We start from the raw sequence: 23,364 nt of genomic DNA, 5'->3' as shown, positions 1-23,364 counted from the left end.
CGATACAACCCAACCCCTCGCGGCGCACGACGGCCGCTCCCGCGCCGTCACATCCCCTGCACCTGGGTGCGGAGCTCGCCCGCCAGCTCCCCGCCGCGGTCCTCCAGGAGCTCGGCCCTGGGGCCTGCGCAGCCTCCTGATCTGCATCCTCTCCGAGCCTGGGGTCGCCCGCGAATAACAACCGCGCTCCCTGGGTAACGCGGTGCGCACCGCGCCCGCAGTCGCACAAGGAGAACCACCATGAGCGCCATCAACAACCGACCCGAGATCCGCTGGCACACCCCCTCAGACCCTGAGCGTACCAGCCTCGTCCTCAGCCGGGCCCTGCGCAACACCGACCCCGGCCTGGCGGGCCGGATCCTCACCGACCGCCTTCTGGGGGTCGTCGCCAGCCAGGGGCCCGACGCCCGCGTCACCCTGACCCTGGGCACCGAACGGGACGGCGAGGTCCGGGTCAGCGTGGACGCCGTCGGGGTCACCCCCACCTTCCCCCAGGACCTCGCCTGGTGCTCCGAGGGCGTCCACGAGTGGGAGGAGGTCGTCCCGGGCGCGGGGCGGCCCGCCCCCAGGGTCCTGCGCGAGGTCGTCGCCGCCGTCACCCGGCAGTCGCCCCGCCTCACGCCGGAGCCCGTGGCGCCCGGCGTGCCGGACGGCACCGGCGCGCGCACCCTCACCCGGCTCCTGCCCGGCGCCGACCAGGACACCTTCCGACGCCCCCTGGGCACCTGGCCCAATACCGTGATGACGAACTCGGCGCTCACCATGACCCGCGTCCTGCGCAGTGCTGGCGCGACCCTGCGCGTCCACCTCGCCCCGGCCGGCTCGGCCGAGACCTGGATGCTTCAGGAGACCGTCCTGGCCACCGAGGGGCGGGCGAGCACCGAGACCGTGATGGGCTACGTCGGCGTCCCCGTGCGCATGCGCCTCCTGCTGGGCACCGACCTCGATGAGGAGATCCCCGCGCGTGTCGTCGTCGCCCTCGAGGACTGGGCCAGCGACCTCGAGGTCGTCCCCCTGGGCGCCGACGAGGACGCTAAGGAGGTGTGGGCGGGCGCCAGCCGCACCCTGCAGGGCCGGGCCGTCCCGCGCGGCATGGCCCGCGGCCTGGTCCGCATCCCCGTGCCCGGCGAGCGCACCGGCGTCATCGGCATCCGCTGCGCCATGCCGACGACCCCTGAGGTCCCCCTTACCGACGCCGTCCCCACCGAGGGACTGCGCCTGGGCACCGCCCTTGACTCCACCGGCGGGCGCACCGAGGTGCGCATCGGCCTGGAGCAGCTGTGCCAGCACGTCCACGTGCTCGGGGCCTCCGGCGCTGGCAAGTCCACCCTCCAGGCTGGCGTCGTCGCCTGGGCCGTCGAGCACGGTCTGGGGGTGACTGTCATCGACCCCCACGGCACCCTGGTGAGCCGCTGCGTGGACGAGCTGCCCGACGGGGCCGCCGCCCGCACCCACCTGGTGCGCACCGCCGACCTGGAGCGGCCCACCCCTCTCAACCCCTTCACGGGGCGCGACTTCGAGACCATGGTCGGGGAGGTCATCGAGATCCTCTACGCCGTCTTCGATCCCAAGCACACCGGTATTATCGGCCCTCGCTTCGAGCGGATCTTCCACCAGGCCATGGGGGCCGCCAGTGCCCTGTTCGGGGACCGCGCCACCATCAGCCTGGTCCCGGAGCTGCTGGCGGACAGGGAGCGCATCACCGACGTCGCCCACGCGGTCCACCACATCAACCCGCGCCTGGCGCGCGAGCTCGAGAGCGAGCTGGCCGGCAACCACTCCAGCGAGTTCGCCGATATGCTCGCCTGGGTCAACTCCAAGTTCGACCGCGTCCTGCGTTCGTCTGCCATGAGGGCCGTCTTCGGCTCCGGCCGCGAGGCGATCGACGTCCAGGGCGTCATGGACCGCGGCGAGGTGCTCCTCATTGACCTGGCCGCGCCCCGCATCGGCCAGGACCAGGCCGCCTTCATCGGCATGATCTGGGTCATGGAGCACGCCCTGGCCATGGCCTCCCGCGCGCAGCGCCACCGTCCCCACCTCCTCGTCATCGACGAGGCGCAGCTCTTCCAGGTCGGGGGCCTGCCCGAGCTCCTGGCCGAGGGCCGCAAGTTCGGCATCAGCGTCCTGCTGGCCCACCAGCACATGGGCCAGCTGTCGGCGGAGCTCGCCAGCTCCCTGGAGGCCAACGCCTCCACCGTCATGGGGATGCGCTCCTCCATCCAGGACGCCCCGCGCGTCGCGGCGCGCATCGGCACCTGGAGCGGCGGCTCCCTCAGCCGCCTGCCCAATATGCACGCCGCCACCACCCTGGCCACCCCCGCCGGGCAGACGCAGGCCTTCACCCTCGTCGTGGACCACAACGAGCGTGCCGACGCCCTGCGCCGCGAGCGCCCCGGGGCGGTCGAGCGCAACCGCCAGATCACCCGGTCCCGCGTCCTGCGGCGGTGCCAGGAGCTGGGCAGCCTCAAGGCCCTGACCAGCGACGACGTCGAGGCCGCCATCCGTCAGTGCGAGGCCAACGACCTCGTCCGCCTCACTGCTTCTCCCCACCTGGAGCCCTGCGAGCAGGACGGTGGGGCTTCGCGGCCCCAGGACGGTCCCCAGGACGACGACTTCGGCTCCCTCCTGGAAGAGTGTCTCACCTCCCTGGGCATGGGGGAGCCGGTTTCCGGCTCGGCTGACGTCGACACCCTCCTGTCTGGCTCAGAGGGCTGAGGCCGGGCCCCTCCTGGCCTTCTCGGCGAAGTGGGGCTGACTCGGAGGGGTGGGGTTGGCTCGGTGGGCTGAGGCCTGCTGGGTGGCCCCGGCCCGACGTCGCGCCCCTCCTCTCAGGTGAACGCGCTGTCCTGCGGATGAACGCGCTGTCCTGCGGATGGGCGTGCTGTCCTGCGGGTGGACGCGCTTAAGGCTATATGAACGCCATCCTAAACGGCGTTCATATACCTGAAGGCGCGCTCACCTACGAAGGAAGGCGTTCATCCACGGGGAAAGGCGTTCACCGGCGTAGGGTGTGTCCGCAGCCGGAGGATACTCACCTATGTAGGGAGGCGTCTGTCTATAGAGGAGTGTGTTCGTCTGCGGTGGGTGTCTTGTCCTGGTTCAAGGCGTCTTTTGGTGTGGTTCTGGTGAGTGTGATGTGTCCGCGCTCGTCCACGTGGGTGCGGTAGGTTCCCGCGTCCTGGTCCAGCAGCGGGGCGGCCAGTGCCCGCTCCACCTCCCGGTGGAGGCGGCGGGCGCCGTCGGGACGGGCCAGGGCCTGGGTGAGCAGGATCTCGCGGGCCTGGTGGGTGACCTCCACCGTGTAGCCGCTGCGTGCGCACACCCGGGCGAGGGTGACCAGGACCTGGTCCAGGACCCGGCTCATGCGGTCCCGGTCCAGGGGCTCCATGAGGACGACGGCGTCGAGGCGGCCCAGGACCTCGGGGGCCAGTAGCTGCCTGACCTGCCTGCGGGCCACGGCGCGGGGGTCCTCGCCGGGTCCCAGGCCCGGGGCCTGGCGGGTCAGGGCCCGGGCCCCGGTGTTGGCGGTCAGGACGACGTCCAGGCCGCTGGCGTCCACGGTCCGGCCCGAGTAGTCGGTGACGGTCCCGTTGCCCAGGAGCTCCAGGAGCAGGTTGTCGCGTATGAGGGGGGAGGCCTTGTCGATCTCGTCCAGGAGGAGGACTGCGTGGGGGCTGGCTGCGATCCGGGAGGTCAGCCACCCCTCCCGCCTGTCCGAGCCGACGTAGCCGGGCGGGGCGCCCAGGAGGGTCGAGCCCAGGTGCTCAGAGGTCAGCATGGCCGTGTCCACCCGGATCAGGGCCTCGCCGGCCTCCTGGCGGGCGGCCGCCAGGTGGTCGGCCAGGGTGGTGGCCAGGAGCGTCTTGCCCGTCCCGGTCCCCCCGGTCAGCAGGACCGCGGAGCGGGGGCGCCGGTCGGTCAGGCGCAACCCGCGGTGACCCAGGGCGACCTGCCGGGCCAGGGCGTGGCAGGCCTCGTCCTGGCCCAGGACCCGGCTGCGCAGCGCCCGCTCCAGGGCGCGGACGTCCCACCGGCGGGCCTGCCGGTCCTCGTCCGGGCGGGCGGGGCCGGGGGGCAGGGCGTGGTCCTCCCCGCGCAGCGCCGCGTCGCAGGCCCACAGGTCCAGGAGGCGTCGGCCGTGCTCGGGCTGGGCGGGCTCGCCCGCCCCGGGTACCGCCCGGGCCGCGGCCGCGACCGTCCCTGGCGGGATCCGGACCCGGTGGAAGGCCTCGAGCTGTGGGGCCAGGCTGGCCAGCTCCCGACGCAGCTCAGCCGTGCCCGGGGCGGGCCGGGAGTCGATGACCGTGGCGCCGCCGGGGACCAGGGCGCGGCGCTCCAGCCCGTCGGCCTGGTCCCACTGGCTGCCCGGGACCACCCAGGCCAGGGGCATGGACAGGCGGCGGGCGGTGTGCCGTGCCAGCAGGAGCGCCTCGGCCCCCATGGGGTCGACGGGGTCGGTGGCCACCAGGACACGACGCCCCGGGACCACCACCCCACCAGCCACACCACCGGGCGCGCCGACAGGGACGCCGCCACCCGGCCGCGGCGCCTCGCACCCAGCCATCCCACCCCCGGCCCCGCCCCCGGGCGCGCCGACCGGCACGCCGTACAGCGCGGCCCTGACCGCCGCGCAGGCCCCGCCGTCCTCCTCGTCCACGCCGCCGCGCAGCGCGCAGAGCTCACGGGCCCCGCAGCAGGTCACGACCCCGGCAGGGCCCCCGGGCACGGGCAGACCGCGCAGCGCGGCGGTCAGGGCCTCCCCGGCCCGCCCGACGTCGTCGTCCTCAGTGACGAGGACCACGTGCTGGGGCTCGAGCGCGAGCAGGTGGCACAGGGCCTGGCGGGCCCAGGCCGGCATCGGGCGCGGGACCACCACGGCCCCACACCCGGCAGGAGAAGACAGTTGCGTGTGCATACCCCCCATGACGGACGCCAGGAGGAGCACGGCTCACACCCCGGTCGGCGCCTTCCTGCTCGCCCGGTCCTTGAGCGTGTCGTGGAGCCAGTGCTCGATCTCGGTGCGGAGCTCCGGCCTGACACCGCGCAGGAACCTGGCCTCGGCGTCGGGCCTGTGCATGTCGGTGCGCAGCAGGTCCTCCACAGGCGCGTAGAGGCTGTGGGGCAGGGCCTCAAGAAGGCCCTTGAGCGTGTCCGTACGGTGTCCCGGGCCGGGGGTGACCCCCAGGAGGTCCAGGATCTCCGTCAGGAGGCGGTACCTGAGGTCCGAGTAGAGCTCGCGCTCCCAGATCCGGGCGATGTCCCGGACCTCCTTGACGAGCTCGGCCTTGGCCCTGGCGCGCTGGAGCGTGTCAAGGTCGATGCGCTCACCGCCGAGCCCCAGCGGGCTCTGGCCGAGGTGGTCGATGAAGTAGTCGGTGACGGCGTCCCACAGGACCTCGGTGCGCCCGCCGCCCACGGTGAGGTAGCGGGTCGTGAACAGGTCCCTGATACCGGTACCGAGCAGGTTCATGACCTCGGTCTCCATCCTCTCGGCGATATCGACCTGGTCCTCCAGCAGCTCTTCGAACGAGTCGGAGTCGGGGCCGTCCGACAGCGCGGCGTTGAGGGAGAGCGCCGTAGCGACCCGTGAGGCGTCGGCGGGCCTGGTGACATTGCGCTCCCACCACGTGCGGTCGCGCCCCTTGAGGCCGGACAGCTTCTTCTTGACGGTCCTCACCACGCCCAGGACGAGGACGCGGGCCTCCCGCGGGCCCGTGTGGTGGCGCTGGGTCTCCCGGTCAATGACGTAGTCCATGGGGATGTCGTCCTCGAGCGGCTTGTTGAAGCGGATGCCGAAGAGGATGTCCACGAGCACGGCCTCGTGCCGCTCGTCGAGGCCAATGCGCTTGCTGAGCTCTGCGACGGACTCCTTCGGGCGTGACAGCCCGCCGTCCTGGGAGGCCTTGGCGCGCATGTAGTCCTCGGCGACGTTCTTGACGCGGGCGCGGATCTGGGGCGCGATCAGGGGCCTGGGGCCCAGCTTGCGGGCCTCGCGGGCCATGACGGCCAGCACGCCCTTGAAGGGCTTCTCCTCCTGCGTGGTGCCGCGGACGATATCCAGGACCAGCTGGGCGCAGCCCTCGCAGTTGGGGTCGGGGTCGATGACCGCCCTGAGCGTCACGTCCCGCCCGGCGCCCCCGGTGGCGGAGGCGGTCTCACCGGCGTCGTCCACGGCGTCGAGGTCGGGGTCGTACGTGGAGGCGCTGGTGGAGACGGGCGGCGTCACCGCCTTCACGACGAACGGGTTGCGGCCCCAGCAGGAGCCGCCGGGGTGGAGGGCGTCGCGCATCCGGCGGACGGTGCTGCAGCCCCAGGACAGGTGGAGGATCTTGGAGGTGACGATGTCGATCTCGTCGGTCGTCACGGTCAGCGGCTCCGTGCCCCGGTAGGAGGGCACCGGGTTGTCGGGGTCGCCCGCAATGAGCCACTGGCCGGTGAACGGGTCGGGGAGGATGCGCTGGGCGCTGTGGATCTCCTCGACGGTGTAAGGCCGCTTGGTGGTGCTGGTAGTCATAATGCTGTTCTTTCTGTTGTGAATGTGTGGTGAGATGCGGTTGTTGCCTGGATGAGGACGACGAGGGCCCGGAGGAGCGGTGCTCCTCCGGGCCCTTGAGGCAGGTGGTGAGTGCGTCTTCTGGCGAGCGCGGCTGCGGAGTCCTCTCGCCAGAGGCAGATGCATACGAGGACGGGCTCAGGCGGGGCGCGGGTGCGCCTCTGGTGGGGCGCGAGTGCGGGGCGCTGGCCTGCCGTGGTGCCGTGCGGGCGGGGTGCGGGTAAGGCGCGCACACCCCGGGCGGGGCGCGGGTGCCGGCGCCGTTTTCGCTGGTCCTGGGCCTCAGGCGGCTCGCCGCACGCGCTGGTTGCGGTGGCGGGCGGCGGCCGTACGACGTCGGGCCGCGGCAGGCAGGTGGTCGCGTCGGCAGTGACGACGGCGTGCCTTCCCGTGGTGCCCCCACCCGTCACCCACCGGCTCACCCACCGGCTCCGGCCGGGGCGTGCGACTGCCGAGGTCCCCCGCCGACCGGTCGCGCGCAGGCGGCTGGGGGAGGACCTCGGGCATGTCGCCGAGGTTGAGACGGGTGTGCAGGGAGCAGGCCCGCCACAGGTCCCGGGAGACGCCGCCGCGCCCGGTGACCTGCCAGACGGTCATGCCCAGCCTCGCGGCCTGGCGGGCCAGCGGCACGAAGGCGTGGTCGCCCGAGCCGATCACGAGGTTGTCGAAGCGCCGGGCCAGACGGTTGACGTCGATCTGGTCCAGGACTGCGTTCTCCCCGCCGTCGGGGCCCGAGCGCAGGGCGGGGTGCAGGCTCACGGCTGCCAGGACCGGCAGGTTCCGGGCGGCGAAGTGGTGGGACATGCCGCTGTAGACGACGTCCATGGCCCCGATCGGCATGACGTCGAGCAGGATGTTGAGGGTGCGGGCCAGGTCCTGCGGCGTGGTGGTGCCGCCCCCGCTGAGGTTCTCCAGGTCCAGGACGAAGACGGTGCGCCCCCGGCGTCGCACGCCCCGGCCGCTGACGGGGGCGGTGCGCTCGGCGGCGGTGCGGTTGTCACGACGGGTGCGTGAGACGCCCCCGGCCACGGGGACCTCGGGGGCGAGGGCGGGGACGAGGGTCAGCCTGGGGGCTGGGGTCGGGCGGGTCGGGCGGATCTGGACGGCAACGGCGTTGGCGCTCATGACGGGTCCTCTCGGGTCGGCCCCGCGCAGGCCTGGTGCGCGGGGTACGACCCTGAAGCGCGGTTGTTATTGCCGTCTCCGGGCCCGCCCGGCGACGCCCGGAACCCGCCCAAGGCTCGCCCTGGGCCCGCCCAGCGACCGAGTCCCACCGCCCGGCGACGCCCGGGCCCGCCCGAGGCCCGCCCGAGGCCCGCCCGGCGACCCATATGTGACGTATAACTCATTTTGGGTGATCCACCGAGGCGACACCGTCCGTCACAGGCATTAAGCGCCGGGGCGGCGTCGTACGTAACCGAAGGAGCCCGTCATGGGAAACCTGACCACATCCGCCGACACCACTGTCATTGACTTCGTCCCCACGATCGGACCCGACGGGCGGGCGGTCTGGACGGCCCCTGAGGAGGCGGGGCCGGGCGACGTCGCCCTGGCTGACGGCGTCCTGCAGCCGCTCGCCCACGCCGACGACGCAGGTGGCCTCGTGGCCGCGCCCTGGGGCAGCACGCTTCCCACCGAGCGCATGGCGGGGGGCCGGGGCCCGGTGGACAAGGGGACCGGCGCGGCCAGCTGGGAGGAGGTCGCCCGGCTCATGCGTTCCCTTGAGAACGGTGACAGGAGCGGCGACGTCGTCATGGGACCCGGTGGCACGCTGACCGTGACGGGCCCTGGCGCCAGCTCCGCGGCCCCGTTCTCGGTCCTGCCCACCGAGCGCATGGCGGCCCCCGCACCCACCATCTCCATGGACGACGTCGCGCAGATCCGCCGTATCGACCCCTACAACGTCGAGGGGTGGACCCCGGTGCACAACTCCGTGCTCGACGGCTGGCGTTTCAGCCTCCAGGTGGCCCCGATGGGCTTCCGCTTCGTCTTCCTCGTCTTCCGCTCCCCGAACGACGGGGGGTTCTGGCGGATCTGGGTGCTGCGTCCCAACGCGGACGAGCAGTTCGGCCACGAGCCTCACATGATCGCGACCTATGTCAACGGGGAGCGTGTTCCCGTCATCTGCGGCGCGGGCGGTCGGGCCCACCCCACCCTGACGGAGGCCCGGGTCAACGCCGGCAAGTGGGCGCTCTACACCCAGCGCCGTATGTGGGGCCAGGACGTCCTCCTGTCCGCCTGAGCAGGAACAACCAACCAGAAGGGAATGTCATGTCGCACGTCACCAGCCTCCTGGGACGCCGGTTCCGGGCACGCCGCACGGCGTCCCGCTCCACGACCAGGGATCCCGGCGAGGTCGTCCTCCGGTTCTCTCCCGACCTCGTGGAGCGCGTCCAGGAGCACATCGCGTCCTTTGAGCCCGAGCGAGGGGGCGCCCTCCTTGCCGACCACGGCGTCGTCCGTGAGCTCATTGAGGACCACGCCGGTCGGTACTCGCCCGTCAGCTGGGACATCTCCCCTGAGCTCACCGAGCTGGTGGGCAGGGCGGAGAGGGCGGGGCTGGGCGTCCTGGCCGGTACGGTCCACTCCCACCCCGACGGCCTCCCCGACCCCTCGGCGACGGACGTGTGCACCACCACCCACGCCCTCGAGCAGAACCCTCACCTCGACTCGCTGCTCATCTGCGTGGTCACGCGCGGGGTGCCCCGTGATACCGACCTGCCGATCGGCCAGCGGCACCGGATGAGCATCCACGTCCTGAGCCGGACGGCCGACGGGGCGCCCGTCCTGGAGCGCGGGCGCGGCGAGGTCCTCGTCAACGGCGCCGCTGACGACGGCCAGGGGCAGGGGGCGCGGCCCGGGCAGGACGACGGCTTCCTGCCTCCTGAGGGCGACGACGCGCTCTCCCGGGTCCGTGGCCTCGTCGGCTCCCTGCAGGACAGGGGCGTCGTCGTCGCCGGCTGCGGATCCGTCGGCAGCCGGGTCGCCGAGGACCTGGTGCGGTCGGGCGTGGGCCGGGTGGTCCTCATTGACCCCGACGAGGTCAGCGAGGCCAACATGGCCCGCAGCGTCTACACCCGTGCCGACATCGGCGTGCCGAAGGTCTGGGCGCTGGCGAGGCGCCTGCGTGACATCAGCCCGCATACGGCCGTCACCTGCCTCATGGGCCCGCTCCAGGAGCACAGCGGGACCGCCCTGGCCGCCGCACCGGATCTTCTCGTCCTGGCCACCGACGACATGGTCGAGCAGGGTGACCTCGCCGCCCGCGCCTATACGCGCGGCGTCCCCCAGGTCAGCTGCGCCCTGTACCGCAAGGCGGCGGCTGGTGAGGTGTGCGTCGTCATGCCGGTGCTGGGCACGCCCTGCTGGGGCTGCGCCGTCGGCGCCAACCAGCTGTCCGCCAGCGAGCGCCCGGCCACGAACTACGGCGTCGACACCCGTCTCGTGGCTGAGTCCGGGCTCGGTGCGTCGGTCAACCTGGTCGCCTCGGTCGCCTCCCAGGCCGCCCTCGCGGTCCTGGCCGGGCCGGGGAGCGTCCACGGGCGCGAGCTCGTGCACCTGCTCACCCAGGGCCGCACCTTCGGGATCGTGACGACCGTGCCTCACTGGCCCGTCCTGGACCGGGTGCTCCCGGGCGCACCGCACCAGTCGCACCCGCGGAGCCTGTGGCCGGTCGTCCGGCGGGGCGGGTCCTGCCCCGTCTGCGGGCCCGGGGCGCGCCGGTCCACCCCTGAGGACGCGGACACCGTCTCCGGGCCCGGTGGGGACCTGGAGACGGCCGCCGTGACGGGTACTGCTGGCGGGGTGGCGGGTACCGCCGGATCGGCGGCGGGCGGCGGCGTCCTTGAGGCGATCGCGCGCGAGCTGATCGAGGGGGCCGAGTGCCCTGACACGAGCTGGCGTGACCTGGAGCAGACGCCCGGGCCTGAGGCCGGGGGCCGGGCGGATGAGCTCGTTCACTGACGACGTCAGGCGGCGGCTGGGTGAGGACGCCGCCCCCTCCTACGGCGCCCTGGTCCAAGGCGGCCAGCACGCCCGGGAGGGTGTGGACAGCACGTTCCGGATGGGGCGCGATGAGCGGATCCTCCTGTACGGGCTCATGGTCGTGTGCGTGGTCCTGGCTGTGGCCAACCCGCTGCTGGTCGACGGGTGCTCCGGCCAGGGCGGGCTGGTCGGGACCGCGCGCACCCTGCTCACCTTCCCGTCCGCCTGGTCCCAGTCCGTGGTGATGGGGCTGAGCAGCGTCTGCATCGCCGGCATCGCCCTGACGGCCCGGGGCCTGTCCCGGGTGAGCGCGGACCAGCGGACGGCTCTGACGGCGGCACGCTGGGGCGGGATCGTGGCAGGCGCGCCGACGGCGCTGGTGCTGGCGGTCATGGCGGTGCTCGTAGCCCTCACGGTGACGTTCCTGGTGTGGGTGCTCATAGCTGTTCTCGACGAGTGAGGGGACACGCCCTGGGCAGGAGGCCAGCTCGGTACCGGGTGCGGGGTCTGGGCGCAGCTGCTGCCCGTGCCCGGCACCGAGCTCGTCGCACCTGCCCGGGGCCGCACCCAGCTGCTCACCCGTGGACGTGGCGCTCCCGCGCTCGTCTTGCGCCTGCCCGGGGCCGCGCAGGACGCCCCGGGCACGGCGCTCGTGCGGGCCGGGGGTCCGGGAGGCGGTCGGGCTGGCGGCCCGGGGGCGGTACAGGTCCGGGGGGCGGTTGGGCCAGCGGCCCGGCCACCTCGGTGGGCCTGTGTCCCAGGTGGCAGGAACTGGGCTGGTGGCCTGCGGCGTGTCCTGGTCCCTGTCCTCCTAGGATGCACGGCGGTTGAGTGCGGCGGGGTGCCTCCTTCTCAGTCTTCTCAGTCGCACCTCCGGAAAGGCCTGGTATGACCACCGACTCCCGTCCTGTCCCCGACCCGGATCCTGACTCCGGGCCTGCCGCCTCAGGCCCCGGACCGGAGGTCCCGCCTCCCGCCCCTGAGGCGCCGTCTCCCGCCCCCGGGGCGCCGTCTCCTGCCCCCGAGGCCCTCCCGTCCGGGCCGGTGGCCACGCAGGCCCTCGACCCGCGCCCGGCCCCGTCCGGGCCCCTGCCTGAACGCCTCTTCCGCCTGGACCACCTCCTGCGCCAGGCCGACGCCCCCGCCGCCGCGCAGCTCTTCACCAACCGCCTGCTCAACGTCCTGGCCAAGCAGCCCCTGGGCTCGCGCCTGACGCTGACCATGGAGGCCGAGCGCAACGGGCAGGTGAACGTCACCCTGGCTGCCTGGGGCGTGGGCGAGCCCTTTGGCGGGGACCTCGTGTGGTGCGGTGAGCACACCCACGTGTGGGAGGAGGTCGACCCGGTGGTGGACCGCCCCCGTCCTGCCGTCCTGCGCGAGGCCGTTCCCGCCGTCAGGGAGCAGCCGCTCTTCCTGAGCCTGACCCGGGCCGACCTCACCCCCGAGGGGCACGCCCTCGTCCTGACCGACACCTCGGAGGTGCCCGGGACCGGGGGCCTCCGCCCCCGCGCCCTGGGGACCTGGCCCAACCCCCTCGCCTGCTCCGGCATGGACCTGCTGCGCACCCTGCGCAGCACCGGGGGAGTGCTGCGCATCCACCTGGCCCCCGCGACCGCCGTCGAGCGCCTCATGCTCCAGGACCAGGTCCTGACCACGGAGGGGCGGGCCTCGGTGGAGGCCATGATGGGTTACATGGGGACCCCGGTACGCATGAGGATGCTCCTGGGAGTGGACGAGGGTGAGGACGTGCCCGCCCGCCTGGAGGTCGCCGTGGACGGCCTGGCCAGCGACATGCTCTACCGCCCCCTGGGTGACGAGGAGGAGCCCGACGCCGTGTGGGGCGGGGGCGAGGACGCCCTCCAGGGCCACGCGGTCCCCCAGGGCATGGCCCGCGGCCTGGTCAAGGTCCCCGCCGCCGGGATCCGCTCCGACGTCGTCGGGGTCCCCTGCCTCCTGCCCACCATCCCCGACGTCCCGGTGGCCCAGGAGCTCCCGGCCACGGGCCTGCGCCTGGGGACCGCCCCCGACGCCTCCGGCCGCCCGGTCACGGTGCGCCTGGGCGTCACCCAGGCCTGCCAGCACGTCCAGGTCCTGGGGGCCAGCGGGGCGGGCAAGTCCACGCTGGCGGCGGGGCTGATCGCCTCGGCCCTGGAGGCCCGGATCGGGGTGACGCTCATCGACCCCCACGGCACCCTGGTCAGCCGGGTGTCCACTGAGCTGACGCCCGGCAGCGCCCACCGGGTCCACGTGGTGCGTACCGCCGACCTGGAGCACCCCACCCCCCTGAACCCCTTTGCCGGGCGCGACTGTGAGGACATGGTAGGGGAGGTCCTGGAGATCCTGTACGCGATCTTCGACCCTAGGCACGAGGGGATTATCGGGCCGCGCTTTGAGCGGCTGTTCCGCCAGACCATGGCGGCGCTGCGGATCCTGCTGGAGGACCGCGCCACCCTGACCCTGGTGCCCCAGGTCCTGGCCAGCCGGCAGCGGATCAAGGACGTGACCGACGCCGTCGCCACCCGGGACGCGGAGCTCGCCCGGGAGCTGCGTAGTGAGCTGGTCGACAACAGGTCCTCGGACTTCTCCGACATCCTGGCCTGGGTCTCCTCCAAGTTCGACAGGCTGGTGCGCTCCTCGGCCATGCGGGCCGTGTTCGGCTCCGGGTACCGGGCCATTGACGTGGCCCAGGTGGTGGAGCGCGGTGAGGTCCTGCTCATTGACCTCGCCGCCCCTCGGATCGGCGCCGACCAGGCTGCCTTCACCGGCATGGTCTGGCTCATGGAGCACGCCCTGGCCATGGGAGCCCGCGGGTCCTGGGAGCGGCCCCACCTCGTCGTGGTCGACGAGGCCCACCTCTTCCAGGCCGGGGGCCTGTCCGAGCTCCTGGCGGAGGGGCGCAAGTTCGGCGTCGGCGTGGTCATCGCCCACCAGCACATGGGCCAGCTCAGTGCCTCCCTGGGCGGTGCCGTGGAGGCCAACGCCTCCACGGTGGTGGGGCTGCGCTCCTCCATCCGGGACGCACCCCGGGTGGAGGAGCGGATCGGCACGTGGAGCGGCGGGTCGCTCAGCCGCCTGCCGAACATGCGGGCGGCCACCACCCTGGCCACCCCTAAGGGGCAGACGCAGGCCTTCACCCTGACCATTGACCACAATGAACGCGCTGAGCGCCAGAGGATGCTGCACCCGGACTGGGCGGAGCGGGCGACGGCGGTCACCGAGGCCCGGCGACGTCTGACCAGCAGCTCCCAGGGCGGTCTCAGCCCGCTGGGGTCGGCGGACGTCGACCGGGCGGTGCGGCGGCTGTGCGGCGCCCTGAGCCAGGACGGTCCCGGGCCTGCGGCCTCCACCGGCCGGTCCTTCCTGGACGAGCTCCTCAAGTCGCACCAGACAGTCTCTGAGGAGGACGAGTGAGGACGAGGGGCCCTGCGAGTTCCACGTGAAACCGGGGCGGTCCGGGCGCCCTGGCACCCGGGGGCGGGCGTCGGATCGGGTGGTTGCCGGCCTGCGGTCCGGGCGCCCTGGCCGGGGACTTACCGATGCTGTCCGCCTCGGCGGGCGTCGTGCTCGACGGCGGCCAGGAGGAGGGCCTGGGCCAGCAGGTAGGTGCTCATGACCAGCCACTCCCCCTTGGGCAGGCGCCGTCCTCCCAGGGCCTGGACGGCAATGAGGGAGTCGGAGAGCATAAAGAGCGACCCGCCGGCCGCACCCAGGGGCCCGGTGCCCGTGGCGGCCAGGGCCTGGGTGGCCAGTGAGACCGCGTAGAGGGCCCCGACCGGGGCCAGGGCCCCCGAGCCCGGCAGGACCCGCCTGCCTACCGCGACGCCAGCGCCCACCACTCCCAACAGGGGCAGGGGCCAGGCGGGGGAGGTCGGCCGCAGCGCGTTACGGTCTCGGGCAGGGGTCATGGCCGCCGTCCAGCACCACTGAGCGGGTAGGAAGGAGACCACGAGGACCGGCAGGGCCGCCTGACGCGGCACCAGGGCCGGGAGCGTGTCACCCAGCCAGGACCAGGCCAGGGCGCCGTACACCGTGCCCGCCCGGGCTCCCCGCACCTGCCGGTCCGGCCACGTGGCCCAGGTCCCGCCCATGAGCGGCAGGGCCAGGGACTGGGTGAGCCGGACGACCACGTCACGCCGGTGCCTCACCGCAGTACCCTCGGTGGGCTCCCACCAGCAGGCCGCCAGGTGGATGCCCGCGTCCAGGGCTGCCAGGAGCGCCAGCACCCGGCTGGGGTGGGGGCGGGCTGGCCGGGACGGGGGAGCTGGCGGCTGGTTGGAGGCGGGCGCCGGGAAGTCGGAGGCGGCTGGCGGCGACTGACGGGAGGCGCCTGGTGGGAGGCTGGAGGCGGGCGCCGGGGGAGAGGGGCGCTGCCGGGACCGCAGCATTCGTGTGAGGGAGCCGCGGGCAGGGAGCAGCCTGGCCAGGGGCCTGAACCGTGACGAACTGGTAGTTTCGGGCGTTGTTCCAGTGCTTTCCACTAACTGGGATTGTTCTGGACCGCGTCTCGTGTGTGCGGGCCCCTCATTGGGCCGGGACATACGGGGGGTCGGGTCCTGCGACGTGCGAACCATGGTGTCCTCCTGAGCGGATTCTACCGGCTGGCCCGCGGCAGGACCGGGGGTTTGCGCAACCGACACCGTCCGGGGCCGGTCGTCTTCGTCTGGACCTGTGTTTTATGCGATGCCCTGGATGGTTTCCCGAGTACTTGCTGGCCTGTTCGGCGTGCGTGTCGCAATCTGAGGATCAGAACCGATCCCACCCCGCTCTCGCCTCTGTACACCCAATGTCCACGCAGGTCAGGGGCCCGGACCTCGGAACACCTGAGGGTGCCCTCCGCTCTGATCCTCAGATTGCGACAGAACCGGGCGCCAGTCCCACCGGGGTCGTGAATAGACCTCCGTCCTGGAGGCGGAGGCGCCTGTTTGTGCGGGTGCGGCGTCGGCCGGTGTCCTGGATTCTGCGAGCTGGTCGTCAGGCGCCGAATCCAGGTCCTGCCAGCGACCCGCATCGCCAGCTACTGACCCGCCTGCCCTGTGGACGTAGGCCACCCGTGCGCCGGACGGCTCTGGGGCGAGCCGACCAGCGGGGCAGGGCCCCATAGGCCGCCGCGTGCAGGGCGGGTTGCCCCTATCCGGTATCGCGGCCCTGGTGGTCTCGTAGGCCGCTGCGTGCAGGAGCGGGCACGGAGACCTGGGGCTGGTGCGCGTGCCGGACCGTAGGCCGCCGCGTGCACCGGACGGCTCTGGGGTGAGCCGGCCAGCGGTGGCAGGGCCTCGTCGGCCGCTGTGTGCAGGGGGCGTCGGCGCTGGCCTGCGCTCAGGCCTTAATGGCAGGGCGCAGGGGGTTGTTGCCGGAGCGGCCGTAGACGCCTGCGGCCTTGCGCAGGGACAGTTCGCGCACCACGGCCGCCGTGGCACCGGAGACGATGGCGAACAGCACTACCTGCGTCAGGGGAGTGTCCAGGAGATCCTCCTGCTTGGGGGCGGGTGAGCCGGTGACGGCACGCCAGGTGGTCGCCACGACCTTCTCGGCCACCATGCCCGCGGCCAGGGTGGTCAGGGCGGCGGTGACCCGCCAGGTGAAGCTGGGGGAGGAAGAACGGGACATGAAAGGCTCCTCAGGTGGGGTAGAGCGGACTTGTACGTGGACGGGCTCGCCCGGGTCGGTAGCCGGGCCTGAGCGGTGCCTGGGGCCGTGCCGAGCGCCGGGTGGTCCCAGGCCGGGCGCCACCTGGGACCGGGCTGGCCGGTGGCTGGTCCCGGGCCGGGTGCCTGCTGGTCCCAGGCCGGGTGCCTGCTGATCCCGGGCCGGGCAACGGATCGGGCGTCAGGCGGCGTCGCCTACGATCATGCCTCATGTTCACGCCGACGGCCGGGTGCCACACGCGCCCGGCGGACAGAGGGCACAGGTAGGAGGTGGTGCTCCCGGTGGTCCGCCAGGAGCAGACTCGGCAGGGTGGCCTCACTGCGGGTTACAGAACGCCAGCCACTGTGGTCGCAGGGTGCTGGCCACGGGCCCAGGGCCGGTAGCCTGGTGTGAGTCCCACGGCCCGCTGGCACCGGTGCTGGTCACGCGCCCGGCGGTACGCAGGGGCGTCAGCTCAGGGTCACCAGGATCACGGCGTAGGCGACGGCGCCCGCGACCGTCAGCGACACCCCCGCCCACCGCTCGACGACAAAGGCCAGGAGCTCGCGCGAGCAGTTCCCCACGAGCTGGTACCAGTAGCTGGGCGCCCCCGTCACCTGCCAGCGCAGCCCCAGCCGGCTGGCCAGCATCCCGGTGCGCGCCACGTGGAAGGCGCTGGTCATAATCAGGACCCGCGCCTCGGCCATCCCCCGCTCCTCCAGCAGGTCGCGGGTGAACAGGAGGTTCTGCGTGGTGCTGCGGGACCGGTCCTCGGCCACGACCTGGCCCGGCGGCACGCCCTGGACCAGGGCGTACGCCGACATGACGTCGGCCTCGGCCACCGGGCTGCCTACCGTCCCACCGGACAGGACCAGCAGGGGGGTGCCGGGGCGCTCGCGGTCGGCCCGCTCCCAGGCGCGCAGCCCGGCGTCCACGCGCGCCGCCAGCAGGCGGGTCATCTGGCCCCGGACCAGCCGGGCCCCCAGGACCAGGACCACCTCCGGGCCCAGGTCGTCCTCCCCCCACTGCCCGCTGTCCTGCAGGAGCCCCTGGGCGACCCATGTTATGAACGTCACACTACCGGCCGCCGCCAGGGCGATTATCAAGGTCGCCACCGCGGGCAGGACGACGCCGTCGCCCTGCCACAGGAAGGTGGAGGCCACCAGGGTCGCGGTACCGACCCAGCCCAGGACGATGGCGGCCAGGTTGACCGGCCTGCGCCCGCCCTGCATCCCGACCACGCTGGTCACGCTCATGAGTGTGACAGGCAGTATCCACGACAGCAGCCACACGGTCCCCGGCTGAGGCAGGAAGAGGGTGGTGACGGGACCGGTAGGGAGTCCCAGCCACCGGGCCACCACCACCGCCGTGTCCAGGAGCACCACGAGGGAGGCTGTCGCCAGGACGCCGCAGCGTAGCCGACGTCGGTCCCTCCCCAGGGACCAGGTCAGGGCCCCGAGTATGGTGGCCAGGACGACGACGCGGAACAGGAGCACCCCGCTCGCTACTAGGTAGGTATTGTCAACCATGCCGTTTCGTCCCCCTCGCTCCCGTCTTTTCCTCAACTATGCGTGCGACAGCATACAAAGTGGGGCGCTGGCGCGCGGTACCGGCCCCGGGCGCCCTCAGCGTAGGGGTGTGTCTGCGCTGTTGGCTACCGGTCCCGCCCACCGCCCACGGCTCCGCCTGCCGGTCCCGCCTACGGCTCCGCCTGCCGGTTCCGCTCACGGCCTCGTCCCTGGTTCCGCCCGCCCTCAGCGCAGGGATATGTACCCGGCGACCACCAGGGCCGTGTAGGCCGCCGCCCCCGTCGCCGTCAGCCCGGCCCACACCAGCGCCGCCGTCCTGCGGTAGGTCAGGACCGCGACGTACTCGCGCAGCCAGGCGTTGACCGAGAAGTACCAGGCCGTGCGCGCCCAGGCCACCGCCCACGTGGTCCCCATGTCCGAGGCCAGGACGGCGGTGCGCACCGCGTGGAAGGAGCTCGTCACGAGCAGGACCCGCGCCTGCGGCATGCCCTGCCGTGCCAGCAGCTCACGGCTGAGGGCGATGTTCTCCTGGGTCGTGGCGGAGCGGCCCTCCACCAGGATGCGCTCACGTGCCACCCCCTGGGTCACGGCGTAGTCCGCCATCGCCTGCGCCTCGCTGACCGGCTCGTCCGGTCCCTGGCCCCCGCTCATCACCAGCAGCGGCACCCCCGGACGCAGGCGGTCCTCGTCGCGCCACGCCCGGATCCCGCGGCGCACCCGTGAGGCCAGCAGCGGCGGCACCTTGCCGTCAATGAGCCCGGAGCCGTGGACCACGACGGCGTCGGGGTGCGGTACCGCGCGCCGTCCTCCCCAGATCCGCTGCACCGCCGTCTGGGCCAGGAGGATGACCAGGAAGACCCCCAGGTAGAGGCACAGGCAGAACAGGAGCATGGCGGCCAGGAGCCCCCACGGGTTGGCTGTGGCTACGAGCGCGACCGCCACCACAGGCGCCGCGACGAGTCCCAGCCCGGCCAGGAGGCTGAGCACGTTCCCCAGGCGGATCCCCTCCCGGCGCAGGAGCACCACCCCGTTGAGCACGAGGAGGAAGGGCATGAGCCCCGTGAACACAATCAGGGCCGCACTCCCCAGTGTGACCGGGACGTCCAGCCCCGGTACCAGGTCGGCGAGGCGGGACACCAGGCGTATGCTCCACAGGGCCACCAGCAGGGCCAGGAAGCCGTTGCGCAGCTGACGGTTGTCCCGGTGCAGGCACACCCCTAGCAGGAAGCACCACAGTGCCAGGCCCCCGGTGTCTGTCAGGAGCCGTGTCACGTCCGTGCTCATGGCGACCTCCTCCGTATCCTCTCTGGCGCCTGCCTGTGCCGCCTGTCCCCCGGGGGTCGTGCTACGGACGCGGACGGCCCTCGACGGCCGAGAGCCCGGGCCCAGCCCAGGTGATCGTGCCGTAGACGCGGACGGCCCGTGTGGTCAGCGTGGCCAGCATGGTGTTGCTCACCTGGCCGGTCGGCCAGGAGGGCCGGGCAGGCAGGACCAGGGGCCCTTGGTGTCGCCTGCGCCTGGCCGGGGCCAGCCTAGCCTGCTGCCGGTGGGTGGGTCTCGGGTGCTGGGTGCGCCGCGCCTGCTGCCGGTGGGGGGTTGGCCTGGGGCTTAGGTGCTGGGTGCGGGTGCCGGGGTGCTGGGTGCGCCGCGCCCGTCGTCGGGGCGGTGGCGGGGCCGGGGACGAAATCTGTTGAAGACGGTTGAGGTCGTGGCACCATGTACCTATGGCCCTGTCAAAGAAGCTGCTCAGTCGCGACGAGGTCGTGGTACGGCACATGCACACCCATATGAAGATCCTCCTGTGGAGGATCGTCCTCGAGACCGTGCTGGTCGTGCTCGGCGTCGTCGGCTCGGTACTGGCCCCCAGCTCCTGGAGGCCCTGGGGCCTGGTCGGCATCTGGGCCGTGGTGCTGGTCCTGAGCGTGCCGCTGCTCATCGTGCCGTGGCTGCAGTGGTACTCGCACACCTACACGGTGACCACCAAGCGTGTTATCACCCGCGCCGGCGTCTTCAAGCGCGTGGGACACGACCTGCCGCTGACCCGGATCTCTGACATCCAGCTGGACAAGGACTTTACCGACCGCTTCTTCAGCTGCGGCACGCTGGCGCTGCAGACCTCGTCCGACGACCCGCTCCTCCTGCACGACGTGCCCCAGGTGGAGATGGTGCAGGTGGAGATCTCCAACCTGCTCTTCAACGACGTCCAGGGAGCGATTGACGCCGACCCCCGCAGCTGACCAGGGCTCTGCAGTTGACCGGGGCTCTGCAGTTGACCGGGCCCGCGCCCCTGCTGCCCCGTGCTGCCCCGCCCCGTCTTTCGCGAGAACGGTACTTATTGCCCGCGAGAACGGTACTTATTCGTCGTGAGAACGGTACTTGTTCGTCGTGAGAACGGGGGTGTGTGGCGGCGCACGGGCCAGCGGCGTGCCAGGCCTCGTGTGGGACCCTGGGGCGGTGAACGACTTCGTCCCCCTCGAGCCAGACCCCGCCGTCCGTTCCCTTCTCCTTGGCGAGGACGACCTGGTCATCCGTCCCGCCCTGCCCGGTGACCGGGCACGGGTGGCCCAGCTCCTGGCCCTGCGCGGGCACACCGTCGAGGAGGCCCTGGACCAGGCCACCCGCACCATTAAGAACGTCCCGGTCCTGCTGCTCGCCCTGGCAGGGGAGACTTCACAGGTCAGGGACGCGCAGCCGGCCCCTGAGCCGCCGGACCGCCGCCAGGAGCCCCCGCAGGTCAGGGGCGTGCAGCCGACGTCGCCTCCTCAGGACGAGGCCCCGGACGTCATGACGCCGGGGGACGTGGCCCTCCCGCCGCCCGGGGACGAGACGCTTGTCCCGGTGGCGCTCGCGGGCGCCTTCCAGCTCCCCGCCACCGCCCTGGAGGTCTGCGGGAAGGAGGAGACAGATGCCCCTGTGTGGGTGGTCTCGGGCCTCGTGGTGGATCCGGATGCCCGACGTCAGGGCGTGGGACGGCGGCTCCTGGCGGCGGTGCTGGGTACCGTGGAGGTCCTGGAGCCCGGTGCGCCGGTCTACTCCGTCGTCAGTGCCACCGACCACGCCTCGATCGCCCTCCATATGGTACTGGGGTTCACGCAGGTCGCCCGGGGCCCGGAGCTGGCGGGGATCACCTTCGAGGGCGGTATGGGCGTCCTCCTGCGTCACCCCGCGTAGCCCAGGGCTGCTCCCGGGCTGGCCCCTGGCTACGCCCTTCCCGGTTCTGAGCGACGACGCGCTCGCGGGCAGCTGGCCCAGCTCGCCGAGGTGCGTCCCTTTCCGCCCTCAGGGGGTCGGCGGGCGGACGTGCGCGCCCTGGGCGCCGCCCAGGCGTTCCTTCTCCTCAGGGGGTCAGCACCCTCTGGGGGCGGTGGCACTAACCCGTCTCAGGCCTGGGCCGAGGTGCCCAGGGCGGCGGCCTCCCGCTTACGCTTCTTCTGCTTGTGCCCGACCACCAGGCCGGTGACCTCGGTCGCGAGGCTCAGGGCGACGCAGCCCAGGCCTGCCAGGTGGAGGGGGACAGCCGAATTGTGCTCCCAGTGCCAGTAGGCCCGGAAGTCCGCCTCGTTCAGAGGACACTCCTGGCCGTCCTTCTCAATGGAGAACCCCGAGGTGGGGCCCTTCTCCACGCAGGTGACCTGGGGCGGGTCGCCTATGTGCCTGACCATTATGAGGCCGACTCCGGCCAGGAGGAGAACAAGGGCAATGAGGTGCAGGTACTTGGGTTTCATGGTAGCCCTTCAGGGATTGAGGCGGTGTTTTGAGTGCGGGCATTCTCGTTGAGGATATAACAATATTGAGGCGGACGCCAGTCGTGAGCTGAGTGTCTTCCCACGGCGCGTAGGGTCCCACCATGACCTCCTCCGAGCCCGCCACCTCCGCTCAGGCCCGCTCCGCCCCTGCCCCGGACGCTCCCGCTCCCGCCCCCGCGGCCCCCGCAACCGGCTCCCAGCCGACCGACCCGGACCCGGCGCCGGGCGTTGTGGACCCCGCCACCGTCGACCCGACGGTCCCCTGGGGCATGCAGATCGCGGTGCGCTACGACAAGGTCCACCCACCGCGCCGGGTTGACGTGGCCGAGGCCGTCGGGCGCGCCGTCGTCGCCCTCCTGGCCTCCCCGCAGGCCGCCCCCGGTGGCTCGTGGCATGCCGCCGTGAGCCACTGGCGCGACCGGCGCATCCGCAAGCTCGTGCGACGTGCCCGCGGCAGGCGCTGGGAGGAGGTGCAGCGTCTGGCGGGTGTCACCGTGGTCCAGGACGGTCCGCACGGCTGGGGGCAGGCGGCCGCCCGTGCGATCGTCCCCGGCCCGGTCCGCCCGCTGCCGCCCGAGATCGCCAGGACGCAGGTGGAGGGCACGCACTTCCCCCACGGCCAGGAGCTCCCGCCCGCCCCGGCCGCCGTGAGGGCCGTCGTCGAGCAGGCGCTCGCGCAGGAGCGGGCCGACGTCGTCGGACGCCTTCACGGCCCGGGGACGCCGCCCCCGGGCGCTCCAGGAGACCACCCCCGTGATGACGCCCGTGGCTCGTCGTGCTCACCACCTACGGCGCCCCCACCAGGCCGCCCCCGTGGTGACGCCCGTGGTGACGACGACTCGCAGGAGGACGTCATTGCCCGCTACATCACCCTGGGGGCGGAGTCGGCGAGCACGGACGCACTCGTCACCGTCGAGGTCACGCCTCTGCACGAGATGACCTCCGGAAAACTGTGCGCCCAGGTCGCCCACGCCGCCCAGCTGGCCTGGCAGAGCCCCGACCTGCCGGACCGTGTGCGCCGGGCCTGGGCGCACGACGGCTACCGCCTGCGCGTGACCTTCCCCGACCGGGCCTCCTGGGAGGCGACCTCGGGCAGGCGCCCCGTGTCGGTGGTGGACGCGGGCTTTACCGAGCTTGACGGCCCGACGGAGACCACGCGCGCCCTGTGGTGAGCGGCGGTGCGGGGGCGGACCCGGCCTCGACTCTGGTGACCGGTCCTGGGCCTGTGGCCGTCCGCGTCGCCCGGACGCGCCAGGACCCGGCCCCGGTGACCGCCCGCCAAGCCTCGGCACGTGGCGGGCTGGGGTGCCGACGGTCCGGGCCCCGGTGACCGGTCCGCTGGTCTCAGCAGGTGGCGGGCTGGGACGCGGGCTCCGGCGCGCCCTTGAAGACCCACAGGCGCATGAGGACGTAGAGGTAGATCCCCTCGCAGCAGGCCGAGACGACCCGGGCGAGCTCAGCGTTGACTCCCGCCAGGTGCAGGACGCTGGACAGGCCCAGGATAAAGATGACGTACTGGCTGACCAGCCCGACCGCGTAGCGTGAGCCCTGGAGCGCCAGGTGCCCCGAGACCTGGAAGTTCAGCCAGCGGTTGAGCAGGAGGGAGTAGACCCCCGCTACCACGTAGCCCATGGTCACCGCCACCTGGTACACCCAGTGAAAGTGGTTGTAGAAGACCGACAGGCAGACGATGTCGAGCACGAAGGCGCTGCCGTTAATGAGGACGTAGCCGATGAAGGTCAGGGGCACCCGGGGGCGCAGCGGCGCGGGGACGAGGCGGTGGAGGACAGTCATGAGTCCCAGGAAGGCTTCCGGGGCCCGGCTGCGGCTGCGCGAGGCGTCGGGGGTGTTATCAGGCATCAGGATCTTCGTAGGCGGGGAGGCGGGCTTGACCAGGCAGATCATGGTCTGGCTCATCTGATCTCCT

Annotated in this window: 17 protein-coding genes; 8 read left to right on the top strand and 9 right to left on the bottom strand. The window is 72.7% G+C overall.

The window, feature by feature from the left end; genetic code table 11:
* Positions 1–240: 240 nt before the first annotated feature.
* Complete coding sequence (locus JJJ15_RS05020) at positions 241–2,715, top strand: type IV secretion system DNA-binding domain-containing protein (RefSeq protein ID WP_200511648.1); 2,475 nt, start codon at positions 241–243, stop codon at positions 2,713–2,715.
* A gap of 340 nt (positions 2,716–3,055) precedes the next feature.
* On the opposite strand, the gene JJJ15_RS05015 is transcribed toward JJJ15_RS05020, so the two are convergent.
* The 3 genes from JJJ15_RS05015 to JJJ15_RS05005 all read right to left on the bottom strand — a co-directional run bounded on the left by JJJ15_RS05015 (position 3,056) and on the right by JJJ15_RS05005 (position 7,678).
* A complete protein-coding gene (locus tag JJJ15_RS05015) occupies positions 3,056–4,876 on the bottom strand; it encodes an AAA family ATPase (RefSeq protein WP_200511647.1) in 1,821 nt (606 codons plus the stop codon).
* A 72-nt stretch (positions 4,877–4,948) separates the two neighbouring features.
* Positions 4,949–6,514 (bottom strand): hypothetical protein, encoded by a 1,566-nt coding sequence (locus JJJ15_RS05010; RefSeq protein ID WP_200511646.1) that lies wholly within the window; start codon positions 6,512–6,514, stop codon positions 4,949–4,951.
* A 321-nt stretch (positions 6,515–6,835) separates the two neighbouring features.
* On the bottom strand, positions 6,836–7,678 hold the full coding sequence (locus tag JJJ15_RS05005) for a hypothetical protein (protein WP_200511645.1): 843 nt from the start codon (positions 7,676–7,678) through the stop codon (positions 6,836–6,838).
* A 307-nt stretch (positions 7,679–7,985) separates the two neighbouring features.
* Between JJJ15_RS05005 and JJJ15_RS05000 the strand changes: the two genes are divergently transcribed.
* From JJJ15_RS05000 to JJJ15_RS04985, 4 genes are all read left to right on the top strand, one after another.
* Complete coding sequence (locus tag JJJ15_RS05000) at positions 7,986–8,795, top strand: hypothetical protein (RefSeq protein ID WP_200511644.1); 810 nt, start codon at positions 7,986–7,988, stop codon at positions 8,793–8,795.
* Positions 8,796–8,824: 29 nt separating this feature from the next.
* Positions 8,825–10,516 carry a ThiF family adenylyltransferase gene (locus JJJ15_RS04995; RefSeq protein WP_200511643.1) on the top strand — a complete coding sequence of 564 codons (1,692 nt, stop codon included), beginning with the start codon at positions 8,825–8,827 and terminating at the stop codon, positions 10,514–10,516.
* Entirely contained in the window at positions 10,500–10,997 is a 498-nt protein-coding gene (locus JJJ15_RS04990; RefSeq protein ID WP_200511642.1) for a hypothetical protein, read from the top strand. Before JJJ15_RS04995 ends, JJJ15_RS04990 begins: the two co-directional genes overlap by 17 nt.
* A 428-nt stretch (positions 10,998–11,425) precedes the next feature.
* On the top strand, positions 11,426–13,948 hold the full coding sequence (locus JJJ15_RS04985; protein ID WP_200511641.1) for a DUF87 domain-containing protein: 2,523 nt from the start codon (positions 11,426–11,428) through the stop codon (positions 13,946–13,948).
* A gap of 119 nt (positions 13,949–14,067) precedes the next feature.
* On the opposite strand, the gene JJJ15_RS04980 is transcribed toward JJJ15_RS04985, so the two are convergent.
* The 4 genes from JJJ15_RS04980 to JJJ15_RS04965 all read right to left on the bottom strand — a co-directional run bounded on the left by JJJ15_RS04980 (position 14,068) and on the right by JJJ15_RS04965 (position 18,975).
* A complete protein-coding gene (locus JJJ15_RS04980) occupies positions 14,068–14,922 on the bottom strand; it encodes a lysoplasmalogenase family protein (RefSeq protein WP_200511640.1) in 855 nt (284 codons plus the stop codon).
* A gap of 931 nt (positions 14,923–15,853) precedes the next feature.
* Positions 15,854–16,144 (bottom strand): DUF4235 domain-containing protein, encoded by a 291-nt coding sequence (locus JJJ15_RS04975; protein ID WP_200511639.1) that lies wholly within the window; start codon positions 16,142–16,144, stop codon positions 15,854–15,856.
* Positions 16,145–16,632: 488 nt separating this feature from the next.
* Positions 16,633–17,691 carry a YdcF family protein gene (locus JJJ15_RS04970; protein ID WP_106109734.1) on the bottom strand — a complete coding sequence of 353 codons (1,059 nt, stop codon included), beginning with the start codon at positions 17,689–17,691 and terminating at the stop codon, positions 16,633–16,635.
* Positions 17,692–17,916: 225 nt separating this feature from the next.
* The gene (locus JJJ15_RS04965) at positions 17,917–18,975 is read right to left on the bottom strand and encodes a YdcF family protein (RefSeq protein ID WP_106109733.1); all 1,059 of its coding nucleotides are present in this window, start codon (positions 18,973–18,975) and stop codon (positions 17,917–17,919) included.
* Between the two features lie 440 nt (positions 18,976–19,415).
* Between JJJ15_RS04965 and JJJ15_RS04960 the strand changes: the two genes are divergently transcribed.
* Together JJJ15_RS04960 and JJJ15_RS04955 are read left to right on the top strand one after the other, a co-directional pair.
* Entirely contained in the window at positions 19,416–19,928 is a 513-nt protein-coding gene (locus JJJ15_RS04960) for a PH domain-containing protein (RefSeq protein ID WP_200511638.1), read from the top strand.
* Between the two features lie 217 nt (positions 19,929–20,145).
* Positions 20,146–20,862: a GNAT family N-acetyltransferase gene (locus JJJ15_RS04955; protein WP_200511637.1), complete on the top strand. Its 717-nt coding sequence runs from the start codon at positions 20,146–20,148 to the stop codon at positions 20,860–20,862.
* 209 nt (positions 20,863–21,071) lie between these two features.
* Here JJJ15_RS04955 and JJJ15_RS04950 read toward each other — a convergent pair whose 3' ends face one another.
* A complete protein-coding gene (locus tag JJJ15_RS04950; RefSeq protein WP_106109730.1) occupies positions 21,072–21,416 on the bottom strand; it encodes a hypothetical protein in 345 nt (114 codons plus the stop codon).
* A 290-nt stretch (positions 21,417–21,706) separates the two neighbouring features.
* Here JJJ15_RS04950 and JJJ15_RS04945 point away from each other — a divergent pair, with 290 nt between their 5' ends.
* Positions 21,707–22,609 (top strand): peptidyl-tRNA hydrolase, encoded by a 903-nt coding sequence (locus JJJ15_RS04945; protein ID WP_200511934.1) that lies wholly within the window; start codon positions 21,707–21,709, stop codon positions 22,607–22,609.
* Positions 22,610–22,781: 172 nt separating this feature from the next.
* Here JJJ15_RS04945 and JJJ15_RS04940 read toward each other — a convergent pair whose 3' ends face one another.
* Positions 22,782–23,297: a GtrA family protein gene (locus tag JJJ15_RS04940; RefSeq protein WP_246742236.1), complete on the bottom strand. Its 516-nt coding sequence runs from the start codon at positions 23,295–23,297 to the stop codon at positions 22,782–22,784.
* Positions 23,298–23,364: the final 67 nt, after the last annotated feature.

This window comes from Actinomyces sp. HMT897, assembly GCF_016626125.1.
GTDB lineage: Bacteria > Actinomycetota > Actinomycetes > Actinomycetales > Actinomycetaceae > Actinomyces.
The sequence above is the reverse complement of the archived record's forward strand: the minus strand, read 5'-3'. Positions and strand labels throughout refer to the sequence as shown.

Excerpts from the sequence above, each read along its gene's own strand:
- JJJ15_RS05020 (WP_200511648.1), top strand. The coding sequence starts at position 241 with ATGAGCGCCATCAACAACCGACCCGAGATCCGCTGGCACACCCCCTCA.
- JJJ15_RS05010 (WP_200511646.1), bottom strand. The coding sequence starts at position 6,514 with ATGACTACCAGCACCACCAAGCGGCCTTACACCGTCGAGGAGATCCAC.
- JJJ15_RS05005 (WP_200511645.1), bottom strand. The coding sequence starts at position 7,678 with ATGAGCGCCAACGCCGTTGCCGTCCAGATCCGCCCGACCCGCCCGACC.
- JJJ15_RS05000 (WP_200511644.1), top strand. The coding sequence starts at position 7,986 with ATGGGAAACCTGACCACATCCGCCGACACCACTGTCATTGACTTCGTC.
- JJJ15_RS04995 (WP_200511643.1), top strand. The coding sequence starts at position 8,825 with ATGTCGCACGTCACCAGCCTCCTGGGACGCCGGTTCCGGGCACGCCGC.
- JJJ15_RS04990 (WP_200511642.1), top strand. The coding sequence starts at position 10,500 with ATGAGCTCGTTCACTGACGACGTCAGGCGGCGGCTGGGTGAGGACGCC.
- JJJ15_RS04985 (WP_200511641.1), top strand. The coding sequence starts at position 11,426 with ATGACCACCGACTCCCGTCCTGTCCCCGACCCGGATCCTGACTCCGGG.
- JJJ15_RS04980 (WP_200511640.1), bottom strand. The coding sequence starts at position 14,922 with ATGCTGCGGTCCCGGCAGCGCCCCTCTCCCCCGGCGCCCGCCTCCAGC.
- JJJ15_RS04975 (WP_200511639.1), bottom strand. The coding sequence starts at position 16,144 with ATGTCCCGTTCTTCCTCCCCCAGCTTCACCTGGCGGGTCACCGCCGCC.
- JJJ15_RS04970 (WP_106109734.1), bottom strand. The coding sequence starts at position 17,691 with ATGGTTGACAATACCTACCTAGTAGCGAGCGGGGTGCTCCTGTTCCGC.
- JJJ15_RS04965 (WP_106109733.1), bottom strand. The coding sequence starts at position 18,975 with ATGAGCACGGACGTGACACGGCTCCTGACAGACACCGGGGGCCTGGCA.
- JJJ15_RS04960 (WP_200511638.1), top strand. The coding sequence starts at position 19,416 with ATGGCCCTGTCAAAGAAGCTGCTCAGTCGCGACGAGGTCGTGGTACGG.
- JJJ15_RS04950 (WP_106109730.1), bottom strand. The coding sequence starts at position 21,416 with ATGAAACCCAAGTACCTGCACCTCATTGCCCTTGTTCTCCTCCTGGCC.
- JJJ15_RS04945 (WP_200511934.1), top strand. The coding sequence starts at position 21,707 with ATGCAGATCGCGGTGCGCTACGACAAGGTCCACCCACCGCGCCGGGTT.
- JJJ15_RS04940 (WP_246742236.1), bottom strand. The coding sequence starts at position 23,297 with ATGCCTGATAACACCCCCGACGCCTCGCGCAGCCGCAGCCGGGCCCCG.